Source organism: Psychrobacter sp. H27, assembly GCF_059072655.1.
Window position 1 is genome coordinate 2,410,424 of sequence record NZ_JCACRX010000001.1, and the last position, 15,723, is coordinate 2,426,146.

The following is a 15,723-nucleotide window of genomic DNA, read 5'->3' on the forward strand; positions in this document are numbered from 1 at the left end:
AAAGCCAATCCTTTGAGATTGGTTTTTTTTTGCTTCAAATAATGTCTTGTCTCAAAAGTTTCTAGACGTCACTGCTTAGTTAAATATCTCTTGCCGATTATCAGTCAATCTTAAACCATTGATAAATCGTCTCTCTACTACTAAAATCGCCTTACTTTGTGGTCGAAAACTGCTAGAATACTCCTTCATGCGTATGCATAAGAGTTAATGTGCTTGGCTTTGTATAGTAGGCGACGACATTAGTAAAATTGACTGGATTGAGACATCTAATTCTCAACGAAGCACAAGTATCTCCAATTGTACCTGACCGCATCTGTTCTTTAGCTTCATTATTCTATCACCCTTAAATTAGTAGGCGCTTTGTGACTGCATTAGCCAATATTCGTAACTTTTCAATCATTGCCCACATTGATCATGGTAAGTCGACCCTTGCCGATCGTTTTATTCAGATGTGCGGTGCCTTGCAAGATCGAGAGATGCAGGCGCAGGTGCTCGACTCGATGGATATTGAGCGTGAGCGCGGTATTACCATCAAAGCACAGTCGGTAACGCTGTTTTATGATCACCCAAATGGTGAGCGCTATCAGCTGAACTTTATTGATACGCCCGGGCACGTTGACTTCTCATATGAAGTATCGCGCTCGTTGGCGGCTTGTGAAGGCGCGCTATTGGTCGTTGATGCGGCTCAAGGCGTAGAAGCACAGTCGGTTGCCAACTGCTACACAGCAGTAGACCAAGGTCTAGAGGTAATGGCAGTCCTCAACAAAATTGACTTGCCACAAGTAGAGCCTGAGCGTGTTATTCAAGAGATTGAAGATATCATCGGCATCGATGCAGTAGATGCACCGCGTGTCTCAGCGAAATCTGGTCTTGGTGTTGATAAATTGCTCGAAGCACTGGTTGAGTTTATTCCGGCACCGACTGGCGACCGCGAAGCACCTCTGCAAGCACTTATCATTGATTCATGGTTTGATAGCTATTTGGGCGTAGTATCGCTAGTACGCGTACGCCAAGGAACCGTAAGAAAGGGCGATAAGATTTATATCAAATCGACCGGCGATGCTCATCCCGTGAGTTCTATCGGTGTATTCACCCCTAAGCCTGTCGATACTGGCGTCTTAGAAGCAGGCGAAGTGGGCTTTATCATTGCGGGTATCAAAGACATCGCTGGCGCCCCAGTAGGCGATACGATTACGCATTCTAAAACGCCTGACGTCGATCGTATTCCAGGTTTCAAACAGATTACCCCGCAAGTATATGCAGGGATGTTCCCAGTAGATTCTAGCGACTTTGAAAAGTTCCGTGAAGCACTACAGAAACTACAAATCAACGATGCGTCGTTGTTTTTTGAGCCGGATACCTCAGATGCATTAGGCTTTGGTTTTCGTTGTGGCTTCTTGGGTATGCTACACATGGAGATTATCCAAGAGCGTCTAGAACGCGAGTATAACTTGGATTTGATCACCACTGCACCGTCTGTTATCTATGAGATCGAAAAGAAAGGCGGCGAGGTTATCTATGTTGATAATCCATCAAGACTACCTGAGCCGAACAATATAGAAGAGTTCCGTGAGCCGATTGCGCGCTGTCAGATTCTAGTACCGCAAGATTACCTAGGTAATGTCATGACGCTATGTATCGAGCGCCGCGGTGTACAGGTCGATATGCGTTTTATGGGCAAGCAAGTTCAGATTATCTTTGATATTCCGATGGGCGAGGTGGTCATGGATTTCTTTGATCGTCTAAAATCAGTCTCGCGTGGTTTTGCATCACTGGACTATAATTTTGATCGTTATCAAGTTGATAAATTGGTTAAAGTCGACGTACTAATCAATGGCGATAAAGTTGACGCCTTGGCGATGATTGTACACCAAGATCAAGCGCGTTTCCGTGGTAACCAGCTCGTGACTAAAATGAAAGAGCTGATTCCGCGTCAGATGTTTGATGTGGCTATTCAGGCGGCTATCGGTAGTCAGATCATCGGTCGTAGTACCGTAAAAGCGATGCGCAAAGACGTATTGGCTAAGTGTTATGGCGGCGATGTATCGCGTAAGAAAAAGCTGCTGTCTAAGCAAAAAGCGGGTAAAAAACGTATGAAGCAAGTGGGTAATGTGGAAATTCCACAAGAAGCCTTCTTGGCTGTCCTGCAAGTAGATAGCTAAACGCTAGCGTTATCCACTATAGTTTTGGTACATCACAGTTGAACGTCGTTAGTCTTATCGTCAAAGCAGCTATACAGGCAGCGTGTTAATAGGTAATTTGGTATGGATTTTGATTTTAATTTAATTTTAGTACCGTTAACTATAGGCTTAGGGATTGTATGGCTGTTAGATAAGCTTGCGCTCAAGCAACGTAAAACTCGCGGACGAGGTCAAGAAAGCCTCTTGGTACGCTGGGCTTATGACTTTTTCCCTGTTTTGGCCGTGGTACTGGTTGTACGCTCGTTTTTGGTTGAGCCTTTTAATATTCCATCATCTTCTATGGTACCAACGTTGTATACGGGTGACTTCATTGCAGTCAACAAGTATGCTTATGGCGTCCGTTTGCCACTGACTTATAATAAAGTTGTGGATACAGGTGAGCCTGAGCATGGTGATGTGGTGGTTTTCCGCTATCCTGAAAACCCAAGCATCTACTATATTAAACGCTTGATTGGTTTGCCTGGTGATACGGTCAGCTACAGTCAGGGTACGATTTCTATCAATGATGTTCCTGTAGATACGACGCCTATCGATTTTGATGCAAATGCTGAATTGACGTCACAGCTCTATCTGCCAGGGCAGATGGGTCCAGGTCAAGTGCTCACTGAAGAGAGTGCGGCTGCAATGGGTCAGCAAGAAGAAGACGCAGCAACGTACTTTCAAGAAACGCAAGGTGACAATAAGCACTTAGTTCGCTATTTAGATGGTATGAACAGCGCACAGTACGCGCCTTTTTTACAACAACAATCGCCAGAAGTGGTTGATTCGGAAGGCACAGAGTGGCGTATTGAAGTACCAGAAGGTCAGTATTTTGTGATGGGTGATAACCGCGATCGTAGTGCAGATGGTCGATTTTGGGGATTTGTTCCTGATGAAAACCTAGCAGGCAAAGCTATCTACATATGGATGCATAAACCACCTGGACTAAATTTACCGACCTTTGAGCGTAATGGTACTATTGATTAACATTGTGAGTGCTCTATTGGTTGATTTATAGATAATAGTTTTATGCTAATATCGTTGCTATCCAATCGATGACTGTCTGATAAGTAGCCATCAAAAACAGTTATTTACCCATAGAGGAATATCATAATGCAGCAGTTATCTGGTTTGACCACGCAGCGCGGTGCTAGTGTGACCAATATCGTTCTCATTATTATGGTGCTGGGTATTTCTCTGAAGCTTATGGTAGCTATCCTACCTGCTCAAATTGGTGACTATCAGTTAACAAAGCTTTTGAGCGCAGAGCTAAAAGTAGCCAACAATAATAATGAAACAGCTAAGCAGTTCGTTGAGCGTGTGAATAAACAGCTGTCTATCAATGCTGATTATGATACCAAGGCAGAAGAAGTATTTACTTTTACCGACAAAAAAACAGGCCAATTGGCTATTCATAAAAAATACGAAGTAACCAATAATTTTTTTAGCAATGTTGATATTGTCAATCGTTTCGAAGGCAATGTTGATATGGCTGAAGCAAAGTAAGCGGCAGCAATCCAGCACAGTACTTTTATACTCTTGATATTGCCCAACGTATACTTTTATTAAACTAAATCTGTAAAACAGAAGGGATAACCACAAGCCACGCATGAAACCAACTTCGCAACATTCCCAAGCGGTTCCTACTCCCAAAAAAAATAGCACGTCTGTCGACACGCTTGTTGTTAGCTCAGAATTTATTCAGCGGTTAGCGGTATTGACGCGTAAGTTAGGCTATGTGTTTAATGACTTAAGCCTCCCAAAGCTTGCATTGACACATCGCTCATTTGACAGCAAAAAAAACTACGAGCGTTTAGAGTTTTTAGGCGACGCGCTGTTGGGTATGATTGTGGGCGAAGCGCTATACCATCGTTATCCTAATCAGAATGAAGGACGTCTCACTCGTATGCGTGCCACGCTTGTACGCCAAGAGTCACTGGTTATCATTGCACAAAACTTGGAGTTGTCTAACCATCTAATATTAGGAGTAGGTGAGCGTAAAGGTGGTGGTCGCAATCGCGCTTCTATTCTGGCTGACGCAGTAGAGTCATTGATTGGTGCTATCTACTTAGACAGTCATGATATGGATATTACTAGAAACTGCGTGCTGTCATGGTATGGAGATTTGATCGATAACGTCAACGACCAAAAAGCATTAAAAGACGCCAAAAGCCGTTTGCAAGAGTGGCTACAGTCGAAGCAGTTTGATTTGCCAAACTATGAGCTGATGGAAACGCGTGGTAATGCTCCCCATCAGATCTTTGTGGTACGCTGTCACGTCAATATTAACAACTGTCCTGATATTACTGAATCTGGTGAAAGTCGCCGTATTGCTGAGCAAAAAGCAGCAGAGCTTATGATCAATCAGCTACATAAACTTCCAGGATCAGCCAAAAAGCGTCCTTAGTGAATGTTTATCGATGTCCGCAAAAATATTTTAACTGCAGAGTGTCGTTTTCAAGCGAGGATACCTTGAAAGGCACTGTTTAATACCACCTTACCTATCAATCGTTTTAAAACTTTAAATATTACTGGCCGATAGCCAATAGCAACGATATAAGCAAGCTATCAAACGATATTTGGCCAGATACAACCCCTATAGGAATACCTTATGAGCAATCGTACTGATTTGCCATCAAATGAAAAAAACAACCCTCAAGACATGGTCGAACAAGCCGATACTGATTTAGACCAAAACAATATCGAAATTACTGATGGCAATAGTGATAACGTAGAAGATGTCACAGTAGACAATGATATGGCAATCGAAGAGTTTTTTGCACCAAGTAACAATGCTCGCATGGCTGATGACTTCAGATCAGGTTATGTTGCGATTGTTGGACGTCCAAACGTAGGCAAATCAACGTTGATGAACCATTTGCTTGGTCAAAAGTTATCTATTACCTCACGTAAGCCACAAACGACTCGCCACCGTATTCATGGCATTTTATCGAACCATGAAATGCAAGCTGTGTTTGTTGATACGCCAGGTATTCATCGTAATGAGGTGCGTGCGATTAACGAGCGCATGAATAAAGCAGCAGTGTCTGCTTTGGTGGATGTTGATCTCGTATTATTTGTCGTTGACTCAGATCAATGGCGTGATGATGATTTGCTGACGTTGCAAAAACTTGGTGAAACCAATTTGACAGTCGTACTAGTGATTAATAAATCGGATACGCTAAAAGACAAAGGCAGTGTGTTACCGCTTATTGAAACCTTCAATGAAAGTTTCGATTTTGCTGATATTGTTCCAGTATCTGCGCTCAAAAACCAAAATTTAGATCGTCTGCAAGAAGTCATTGCTTCACATCTGCCAATTGCCGCACCTATGTATGATACAGAGCAGATCACTGATCGCTCAGAGCGCTTTTTGGCTAGTGAAATCATCCGCGAAAAAATCATGCGTAGTGCAGGTGATGAAGTACCCTATGACTTGACCGTACAGATTGACGCTTTTAAAGATGAACCTGCGCATACTGATCCAAAAACAGGACGTCCACGTAAAGCATGTACTTTTATTGATGCGACTATATTTGTTGAGCGCGGTGGTCAAAAAGCTATCGTCATTGGTGATAAAGGTCAACGCATCAAGCAAGTCGGTATGGATGCGCGTAAAGATATGGAGCAGCTGTTCGATAAGAAGATTATGCTTACATTATGGGTCAAAGTAAAACGTGGTTGGTCTGATGACGAACGTGCATTGACCAGCTTGGGCTATTGATAGCGATTAAAGGGTAGTGCGGTAATACTGCTACCCATATATTAAATGCTGAGGTGATAAACGATGCGTAACGAAGCGTTAATTGGCTATTTATTACATCAGCGACCTTATCAAGAAAAGCGTGCATTGTATTATCTTTTTTCTCAGCAGCATGGTGTGATTCATGGTATTGGGAAAAAAGGCGCACCGCTATTTATGCCTTTGCAACTTTTTGCGACGGGTAAACGCGATTTAAAGACATTCAGTCAAATTCATATCACCTCGCAAACGGTCACTCAAACAGATAGTGCATTAGAAGGTAGTTTTGCCAAGACTTCACAAGCAGTACCTTACGCCAATATCAATGGTCAACACCAATATGCAGCGTTATATCTTAATGAGATACTGTGGCGGCTGTTACCTACCGAAGATCCAATGCCTATTTTGTGGCAACATTATCAAACCAGTTTAGAGCGCCTCAAGCAGTCCTTGAGTGCTAATGAGCTACGCCTATGTTTGCGCCAATTTGAAAAGCATCTGTTTAATGAGCTTGGTTTTACGTTAACGCTAACACATGACAATGTCGAAGATAATATTGAGCCTGATGGTGTTTATCGGTTTTTACCTGATGTAGGTCTACTGCCTATTGCACAAAACGATACTGAATCTGAGCATTTGGAAAGTAGTACTAGCCAAACGGTTCTCAAAGGTGTGGATATTATTGAAATGGCACATCTTGGTATTGTTGAGACGACACTAAACAATTGGTCAAAGCTTCATCGGCATCTGATAGATCATTTACTTGACTATCAACCATTACAAAGTCGGCTACTATGGCAACAGCAGCAGCGTTATCAGTGAATTTATTCTTTCAAGTCATATAGTCAGCATGAGCTCTTTCGTCATGCTAGCAACCAGTAGGATGGTCTGCGTTAGGTTTGTATCTGACAATACCTGCTTGGTTGAATGATATCTGGTACATTGTCTGGTTGTAAGAAGAGGTGGGACAGTACTTGATATGTCCGAAGTGTCCTCGAGGTTTGCCGCTATCTCCCCAAAACTTAGTGTAGTGACGGTTGCTTGCTCTTAATTTTACCGTGCTGTATTTCAGGTTCAGAGACTGTTTGGTTATCAAAGTGTCTACGTTAGGATTAAAACGTTGGTTGTCGTTCTTATCTACAAACGCCAGAAGCGTTTTATCACCATTTTTATGACATCGTTTTTCGTTTTTAGACAAACAAACTATTATATCTTGTCTACTGATATAACTTTCAGCTTTAGCCAGAGATAGTGTGTTTTCCAGCTGGCTTTTAACACGGTTTGCTTCCATGCGTGTTAATTGTGTCAAAATACTTGGCGTTGCTACAGCAGTGACAATAGCCAGCACTGAAATAGTCACCATCAATTCAATTAGAGTGAAGCCTCGACTACTGCCTGATGATATCTTATGCCGCCATTTCATAACCTGCTATGTCCTATAGTATTCAGTTATTTTAACAAATGATCTAGCCTGTCCTATAGCTTCTACCAAATGCGATGCTTAGAGATTGTCGAGTGATGCAGTTAAATATCACAGTTAAAGTTAGTGTACAAACCGGGTACATTGACAAATTTGCTTTATGCCTAGAACAATGTTGATTGTCCTAATATAAACAGAATATATATCTACTGTCAAAAAATGTTTCAATTAGTGAATTATCCATATTAAACATAGAGAAAAATTATAAATTGTAATAAAATATGTTCAAACGATAGGTGTGGTCTTATCAATACCTACCGCGAACTCACATGCAATAGATAAAATTCGTAAGGTGTGTTAGTTCTGAGTAACTTAGGCAATGGATTGTGTTTTAGTTGCAACATCATCGTGTAATAATGTGTAGCTCGTTAACGAAAAACGTTGTAAACTGAATTGATAATCGCTAAGCTGCTTCTTAATTAGTTTTGCTCTGTAACTTAAATGTGTAAAAGATGTCTACTTTAAAGAAAACGTCTTGAGAATCGGTTTTGCTTAATGCATTACTAAAATTATCCTTTGGAGGAAGTCCATGAAACTGAATAAAATCGCTCTAGCACTGTTCGCTGTAACAGCGGCACCTTTAGCAGCTAATGCTGGTGTAACTATCAGCCCACTATTACTAGGTTATCATTACAGCGAAGGCGCTGATGATGATCAAGCTGAACTGTTGCAAAGCAACCAAGATAGTAATAGTTTTTACAAAGAAGACGGCTTATATACTGGTGCAGCATTGGGTATCGAGCTTACTCCTTCTACTCAGTTCCAAGTAGAGTATGGTGTATCTAATACTGATGCTATTGGTCAAAATGGTTCTGATAACTTTGATGCAGAACAAGAAATGATTTCTGGTAACTTCTTAATCGGTACTGAAGAGTTTACTGGTTATACTGATAGTGCATTAAAGCCATATGTTTTAGTTGGTGCTGGTCAGTCTAAACTTGACATTGAAAACAGTGCTGGTGACAAAGTCGCAAATACTACAGACACTATCGGTAACCTAGGTCTAGGTGCTATGTATCGTATCAACGATGCACTAAGCCTACGTGGTGAAGCTCGTGCAATCCACAACTTTGATAACAACTGGTGGGAAGGCATGGCCTTGGCCGGTCTAGAAGTTGTACTTGGTGGTCATTTAGCACCTACAGTAGCAGTACCACCAATGCAAGAGCCAATGGTTGATACTACTCCAGTAGTTGTTGTTGAAGCTGACCTTGATTCTGATGGTGATGGCGTACCTGATAGCATGGATGCATGCCCAGGCACTCCAATGAATGTAGTAGTTGATGAACGCGGTTGCCCAGTACCAGTAGATATTACTGACGAGCTGAAAATGGAACTACGTGTATTCTTTGACAACGACAAATCAGCTATCAAAGCTCAATACCAGCCAGAAATCGCTAAAGTAGCAGAGAAGATGCGTGAGTATCCTAACTCTACAGCTCGTGTAGAAGGTCATGCTTCTAAGACTGGTCCTTCAGCACGTTACAACCAACGTCTATCTGAAGCTCGTGCCGTTGCTGTTAAATCTATGCTAACCAACGAATTCGGTATTGCTCCAAACCGTCTATCAACTGTTGGCTACGGTTATGACAACCCAATCGCATCAAACGACACTGAAGAAGGTCGTGCTATGAACCGTCGTGTTTATGCCATCATCACTGGTGACAAAACTATGACTGTTGAGCAAACTAAAGATATGGTTGTTCAATAAGTATTAGCTAATCAGCTGTATAGTTAAATATACGGTTACAAAAAAAGTCACCTAATGGGTGACTTTTTTTTATTTGTGAATTGAGAAAAGTAAGTTATTTCATAAATTTATGAATCAATAATGTTATACTAGCCACCCAAACATTCTGTAAATTGACAGAATGTACATTAGCATAGCTATCTGTACGATGAATTTATCGGCATAGATATTTGATTATATTGAATTTCTTGATAGTACTTATATTGTGTTATCTAGATTTTAATATCTATCTGATTGATGATAAGAGTTTATCCAGCGGCGCTTATTGCTACTGCATTTTTTTAAGACGACACGAGCATTTTATATGGCGAACGATATCAAACACCTGCGTAACATTGCAATTATTGCCCACGTTGACCACGGTAAAACAACTTTGGTTGATAAATTATTACATCAATCTGGTACTTTTGGTGATCGTGCAAACATCGCTGAACGTGCAATGGATTCAGGTGATATTGAGCAAGAACGTGGTATTACTATTTTGGCTAAAAACACAGCTATCCGCTGGACAGATCAGACTTCAGAAACTGAATACCGTATTAACATTGTTGATACCCCAGGTCACGCCGATTTTGGTGGTGAAGTTGAGCGTGTAATGTCAATGGTTGACTGCGTATTGCTAGTTGTTGATGCTGTTGATGGTCCAATGCCTCAGACTCGTTTTGTAACGCAAAAAGCATTTGAGCAAGGTCTAAAACCAATTGTTGTTATCAATAAAATTGACCGTCCTGGCTCACGCCCTGACTGGGTGATGGATCAAATCTTTGATTTATTTGATAACTTAGGTGCTAATGACGAACAGCTTGATTTCCCAGTTGTTTATGCGTCGGCATTGAATGGTATTGCAGGTCTAGAAGCAGATGATCTAGCTGATGACATGACCCCACTGTTCAAGACTATCGTTGATGTTGTACAGCCTCCACAAGTTGATGCTGATGCTCCGTTCCGTATGCAAATCTCAAGCCTTGATTACAACAGCTTTGTTGGTGTTATTGGTATTGGTCGTATCCAGCGTGGTAAAGTTAAACTCAACACGCCAGTGACTATTATCGATAAACATGGTAAGACACGTAATGGCCGTATCCTGAAAATTATGGGTTATCATGGTCTTGATCGTATCGATGTCGAAGATGCGCAGGCAGGTGACATCGTTTGTATTACTGGTATCGATGCACTAAATATTTCTGATACCATCTGTGATCCTAATAATGTTGAAGCACTACCACCATTAACGGTTGATCAACCTACAGTATCGATGAACTTCCAAGTAAACAACTCACCGTTTGCTGGTCGTGATGGTAAGTTTGTGACGTCACGTAATATTCGTGAGCGTCTTGAGCGTGAGTTGATTCACAACGTGGCATTGCGTGTAGAAGATACTGAGTCTCCTGATAAATTTAAGGTATCAGGTCGCGGTGAGCTTCATCTATCTGTACTTATCGAAAATATGCGCCGTGAAGGTTTCGAGATGGGCGTATCAGGTCCAGAAGTTATCGTAAAAGAAGTTGATGGTAAGCTACAAGAGCCGTACGAAAACGTTGTTTTCGATATTGAAGAAGAGCATCAAGGTTCTATCATGGAGCAGGTCGGTCTACGTAAAGGCGAGATGACCAATATGGAGCTTGATGGTAAAGGCCGTATGCGCATTGAAGCCACGATCCCAGCTCGCGGTTTGATTGGTTTCCGCTCTGAGTTTTTAACATTGACTTCAGGTAGCGGTATCATGACGTCAAGCTTCTCACATTACGGTCCACAAAAGATCGGTGATGTTGGTGGTCGCTCTAATGGCGTATTGGTTTCTATGGCAAACGGTACTTGCTTAGGTTTTGCACTATTTAACCTACAGAAACGTGGTAAGTTATTTGCTGAGCCACAGCTTGAAGTTTACGAAGGTATGATTGTTGGTCTTAACTCTCGTAACGATGATATGACAGTTAACCCAACGACTGCTAAACAGCTTACCAACGTACGTGCAAGTGGTACCGATGAAGCATTGACGTTGACGCCAGCCGTTAAGTTCACTCTTGAGCAAGCGCTTGAGTTTATTCAAGACGACGAATTGGTTGAAGTAACGCCAAAAGCAGTACGTATCCGTAAGCGCTACTTGACCGAAAGTGAGCGTAAGCGTCACGGTCGTAGCAAGAAAGGTGCTTAATATTTTAGTATCTCTAAAATAAATCAATAAAAAAGGCTAACGTAACGTTAGCCTTTTTTTATATCTGTTTATAAATCGTTTGTTCACAAGCTGACAGTTCTTAAACTACCCAAAAAACCGTTAACAATAGTAATCTATGGAATGACAGTTCTATGGAGTGACAACCACGTAATCGTTGGTATTAATCAAAATCTCTGATGGTTGATCAACGACGATACGTACAATATTATTATCAACAACCTGCGATTTATAGTAGTTGTCTTCGGCAACGGTACAGCCTAAACATCTTCCCATGGCATCCCAAGGCTCAACAAACAATTTTTGCTGCGCTTGGTCTGCATTACCCCCAATAAGTGAGAAGGGGAGACTAACGAGATACACTGCGGTACCAGCGACAGCATTAACGAGTTGTAATGGCTTGCCAACGACTGTATCAACTACCATTGTCTCGTATGAAGGACCAAAGTCAGTCTCGTCTATTTCTATGGCTGCAAAAGTAGGCTGCATACTAGCAACCATTAACCCTAAGGTAGCACCAACAGTAAAAAGACTTTGCTTAACTGTGCGTTGGGTTCTAGCTTTAACAGTCATAACGATATCCTAAGATTCATAATTAGTATGATTAATGGCTGCTGCTGTCTTCACATGGGAATAATGCGGCAACGATATACGGGTGTAGTATTACAGAAAAATAAATAGCTTGCACTGTTTATGTAAGTGCTCCTTCTATTAAAGCAAGATGCACGTCAATAAGCAACAAGAATGCGCAGGATATTCTTACTGCAATAAAACATACTTTGCTCAGTTAGAGCGACTTGGTAAGAGTGCTCGCTTGAGCTTAAGGCAAAATAAGGCGCCATGTATAGCCAGCGGTTACGCTAGCGGTTGACACTCTGGACAGTAAACACTGGCTCTACCATTGAGTTTTATATTCTCCAATATAGTATCGCAATGTAGACAGTGCTCTCCTTGGCGACCATAAACGTTCAAAGTTTGCTGAAAGTAACCAGTCTGACCACTTGCTACTGTAAAATCGCGTAGCGTCGAGCCCCCAAGCTTAATAGCCTTTTTTAAGATATCTTTAATATGATCAACCAAAATATTAAGCTGTTGGTATGAGATTTGGTTAGCAGGGGTAGCGGGATGAATACCTGATAGATAAAGGCTTTCGGTCGCATAAATATTACCAACACCTACCACAACTTTTTGTTCCATGATCACTGATTTAATGGCTCGAGTGATAGATTTTTTCTGCTTGGTCGATAAGGAACTGTCCGGTTTTGTGCTGAGGTTATCTTTACGACCAGAATCAGTACGTTGAATCAACGCGTACAAATAATCTGCAGTAAACGCTTTTGAGAGTGGTTCAGGGCCTAAATGATCTAATAATTTAGCACCGTAATCTTTGTACCATAGTACTGAGCCAAAACGTCTAGGATCATAGTAATGTAGTTGAGACTTTGTATTGTCAGCATTGTTAAAAGTAATGATCAAATGATCATGTTTGCGTTTATCAGTACCATGAGGATGCTGCTGCAAACTACCTGACATTCCTAAATGAACGAGCAGCTGAAGTGGTGATGCTATTTTCATGGAGTCAGATTTGTCATCAACTATGACAGGTAAAAAACTGAGAACGAGATATTTTGCTCGACGCTCCACGCTATCTAACGTGTGATTCATTACACTATCTAAGTCATTTGGCATTGCCCAGCGTAACTTGGGTTGGAACACTTTTATATCAGCTACCTGTTGTCCCAATAGCGGTGCAAGGCTGGTTTTGGTCGTTTCTACTTCTGGCAATTCAGGCATAGTATTCTTATGACAACTCTATTGTTGAATAATCGATATATAGATAACGGTATGACTTAAGCGACAGCACGGCGAGCATGCAAAATACCATGCTGCTGCTCTAGCTTTGCTAGTAGCTTAGACAAATGTGCCAACCCTGAAACCTCGATATGAAACTTTAGAAAGGCAATATTGTCATCATTACTAAGGGTTTGAACTTGGCGAATATTGACATTTTCTTTGTCAATAATTTGCGTCAGATCACGTAATAGACCACGCCTGTCGTATGCTTCTACATGAATATCAACTGGTTGATAGCGACCTGATTGCACCTCCCAAGCTGCCTCGATTTTGCGTTCGGGATCGCGCTCAACCAGACGTGTATATTCAGGACAACCGCGGTTATGAACACTCACGCCTCGTGATAATGTAATATATCCAGCGATTGGTTCGCCATGCACAGGATGACAGCAGCCTGCTAAGTTGACCTCAATATTATCTAGACCATCGATATGGATTTTGTAAGCATCAATCTTACCTGAGTCTCTATTATCCACATGAGAGGTAAAATTCTCTGACGGTATTTCAGGCTCTAGATGCAGCTGACGCGAAATATGACTGGTAAGCTGATTAAGTCCAATATCACCTGTAACAAGACCCACAATAATATCATCGGTGGTATTAACGTGAAAATGCTGAATATAGTCATTTAAATCAATACTGTTAGGATGTACAGACAGACGCTCAAGCTCTTTGCTGAGCATCTGGCGACCTATCTCTATATTTTTATCACGGTCTTGCTTGTTGAACCACTGGCGCAGTTTTGAGCGCGCGCGGTTGGTATGAATATAACCTAGTGAGGCCACTAACCAGTCGCGGTTTGGCTCACGTGAAGACTTGGTGATAATCTCAACCTGCTCACCTGTTTTGAGTTGATAGGTCAGTGGCACATAGCGCTGATTGACTCGAGCGGCTTGTGCACTGTTGCCTACTTGAGTATGCACGTAGTAGGCAAAATCAAGAACAGTTGCACCTTTGGGCAGCTCGGTAATGTCGCCATCACGGCTGAAGATATAAATACGCTCAAGCTCGTCGAAATCAACGAGTTGTTCTTCTTCATCGAACTCTGTGTCATCGTCTTCGCTTGTCAGTGTGGATGAGCGCGTTTGACTACGCGTTTCATTATTAATAGACAATAACTGACGTAGTGAGCTGATTCTTTGGTTTAAGTAGTTGTCCTTTTTATTCTTCAGACCTTCTTTATAGTTGACATGCGCACACATGCCAAGCTCAGCCTCAAAATGCATTTCATGCGTACGAATCTGCACTTCCAGTGATTTGTTCTCAGCAATGACGGCAGTATGTAGAGAGCGATAGCCATTTGACTTTGGATTAGTAATATAGTCATCAAACTGCTCAGGAATATAACGCCATAAGCCATGTACCAGACCCAAAACGTGATAGCAGTCAGAGGGATTGGTTACCAATACACGTAGTGCACGAATATCATAAAGCTGATCGAACGACAAACCCTTAAGTTTCATTTTGCGATAAATGGAATAGATGTGTTTGACACGTCCAGAGACCTCACCTTCAATACTTGCCTGTGCTAATGAGTCATTGAGCTTGTCTTGTACACGTTGGATGTAGGATTCGCGTTCGCTGCGTTTTTCTGACAGTAATTTGGCAATTTCTTTATATCTGTCAGGCGCAAGATAACGAAAAGCCAAGTCTTCAAGCTCCCATTTAAGCTGTGCAATACCCAAGCGATGCGCGAGCGGCGCATAAATAGTCATGACTTCGCGTGCAACCCGGCTCTGACGCTCTTCATTAGAAAAGGTCAGCTCACGCATGGCAAAGGTACGCTCTGCCAGCTTAATAAGGACCACGCGCACGTCATTGGTGACAGAGATAAGCATGCTGTAGATGTTTGACAGCTGATCACGTTGGTTGTTTACGAAGTGGTCTTCTAAGCGCTTGTTACTCTCGATAATCTCTGAAAGCTTACCCATGGCCAAGGTGTCTTTGACAAGGGTATGAACATCTGAGCCGAAGTTTTTCTCTACTTCAGCAAGACTAATGATCGACTTACGAGCACTACGGTATAGCATGGCTGCGACGAGTGCATCTTCATCCTGATAGAGATAGGTCAATATATCCGTCATTCCGATGCCGGTCACATAAGCCCCTGAACGCTCAGATTGGCTGGTGTTCATATGATTGCGGATAAACTCACAGGCAGCACTAAGATGAGGCACTGACTCTTGTCCAATGCGTTTGGCAACATTATCTAGCCATGTTGGGACGTCGATATTGGCTTGATCTATATCAACAGGGTCGAGCTCTTCATTTGACTGCGCGTAGGTATTGTCTAATTGCTCATTATCAAGCTTGGGATCGCGGCCATCATAAGTATGTGCAGCGGAGCGATCAAAAGTCGTATGTAGCTTATGAGTTGCCAGCTGGTATTTGATATCGAGGGGAATTTGGGCATAGCTATTGGCCGACTGATGAGAGCGTTGGCTCGCTACCAGTTGCGCCGCCAGTGTTGCACTATCGGCCTGTGTGGTCTGTCCATCCACCAGTGGTAATCCTTCACGAATCTTTACCATAGCCGACTCCTCT

Annotated in this window: 12 protein-coding genes; 8 read left to right on the forward strand and 4 right to left on the reverse strand. The window is 42.1% G+C overall.

Going from position 1 to position 15,723, the window contains the following annotated elements; genetic code table 11:
* The first annotated feature begins 362 nt into the window (after positions 1–362).
* The 6 genes from lepA to recO all read left to right on the forward strand — a co-directional run bounded on the left by lepA (position 363) and on the right by recO (position 6,744).
* A complete protein-coding gene (gene lepA, locus AC5JPY_RS09885; protein ID WP_319051907.1) occupies positions 363–2,162 on the forward strand; it encodes a translation elongation factor 4 in 1,800 nt (599 codons plus the stop codon).
* A 102-nt stretch (positions 2,163–2,264) separates the two neighbouring features.
* Positions 2,265–3,167, forward strand: a complete 903-nt coding sequence (gene lepB / locus AC5JPY_RS09890) for a signal peptidase I (protein WP_443525446.1) — start codon at positions 2,265–2,267, stop codon at positions 3,165–3,167.
* Positions 3,168–3,293: 126 nt separating this feature from the next.
* Entirely contained in the window at positions 3,294–3,686 is a 393-nt protein-coding gene (locus AC5JPY_RS09895) for a DUF4845 domain-containing protein (protein ID WP_319051905.1), read from the forward strand.
* 103 nt (positions 3,687–3,789) lie between these two features.
* Positions 3,790–4,587, forward strand: coding sequence for a ribonuclease III (gene rnc / locus AC5JPY_RS09900; RefSeq protein ID WP_319051904.1), 798 nt, complete (start codon positions 3,790–3,792; stop codon positions 4,585–4,587).
* A 351-nt stretch (positions 4,588–4,938) separates the two neighbouring features.
* Positions 4,939–5,904 (forward strand): GTPase Era, encoded by a 966-nt coding sequence (gene era / locus AC5JPY_RS09905; RefSeq protein WP_443525563.1) that lies wholly within the window; start codon positions 4,939–4,941, stop codon positions 5,902–5,904.
* A gap of 63 nt (positions 5,905–5,967) precedes the next feature.
* Entirely contained in the window at positions 5,968–6,744 is a 777-nt protein-coding gene (gene recO / locus AC5JPY_RS09910) for a DNA repair protein RecO (protein WP_319051903.1), read from the forward strand.
* A 46-nt stretch (positions 6,745–6,790) separates the two neighbouring features.
* On the opposite strand, the gene AC5JPY_RS09915 is transcribed toward recO, so the two are convergent.
* Positions 6,791–7,345, reverse strand: coding sequence for a pilus assembly FimT family protein (locus tag AC5JPY_RS09915; protein WP_443525449.1), 555 nt, complete (start codon positions 7,343–7,345; stop codon positions 6,791–6,793).
* A 586-nt stretch (positions 7,346–7,931) separates the two neighbouring features.
* Between AC5JPY_RS09915 and AC5JPY_RS09920 the strand changes: the two genes are divergently transcribed.
* Together AC5JPY_RS09920 and typA are read left to right on the forward strand one after the other, a co-directional pair.
* Complete coding sequence (locus tag AC5JPY_RS09920; protein ID WP_443525451.1) at positions 7,932–9,113, forward strand: OmpA family protein; 1,182 nt, start codon at positions 7,932–7,934, stop codon at positions 9,111–9,113.
* Positions 9,114–9,456: 343 nt separating this feature from the next.
* Positions 9,457–11,307 carry a translational GTPase TypA gene (gene typA, locus AC5JPY_RS09925; RefSeq protein ID WP_319051900.1) on the forward strand — a complete coding sequence of 617 codons (1,851 nt, stop codon included), beginning with the start codon at positions 9,457–9,459 and terminating at the stop codon, positions 11,305–11,307.
* A gap of 150 nt (positions 11,308–11,457) precedes the next feature.
* On the opposite strand, the gene AC5JPY_RS09930 is transcribed toward typA, so the two are convergent.
* From AC5JPY_RS09930 to AC5JPY_RS09940, 3 genes are all read right to left on the reverse strand, one after another.
* Positions 11,458–11,898, reverse strand: coding sequence for a hypothetical protein (locus AC5JPY_RS09930; RefSeq protein WP_443525452.1), 441 nt, complete (start codon positions 11,896–11,898; stop codon positions 11,458–11,460).
* Between the two features lie 282 nt (positions 11,899–12,180).
* Complete coding sequence (gene mutM / locus AC5JPY_RS09935) at positions 12,181–13,119, reverse strand: bifunctional DNA-formamidopyrimidine glycosylase/DNA-(apurinic or apyrimidinic site) lyase (protein WP_443525454.1); 939 nt, start codon at positions 13,117–13,119, stop codon at positions 12,181–12,183.
* 56 nt (positions 13,120–13,175) lie between these two features.
* Positions 13,176–15,710, reverse strand: a complete 2,535-nt coding sequence (locus AC5JPY_RS09940; protein ID WP_443525455.1) for a RelA/SpoT family protein — start codon at positions 15,708–15,710, stop codon at positions 13,176–13,178.
* Positions 15,711–15,723 lie beyond the last annotated feature (13 nt).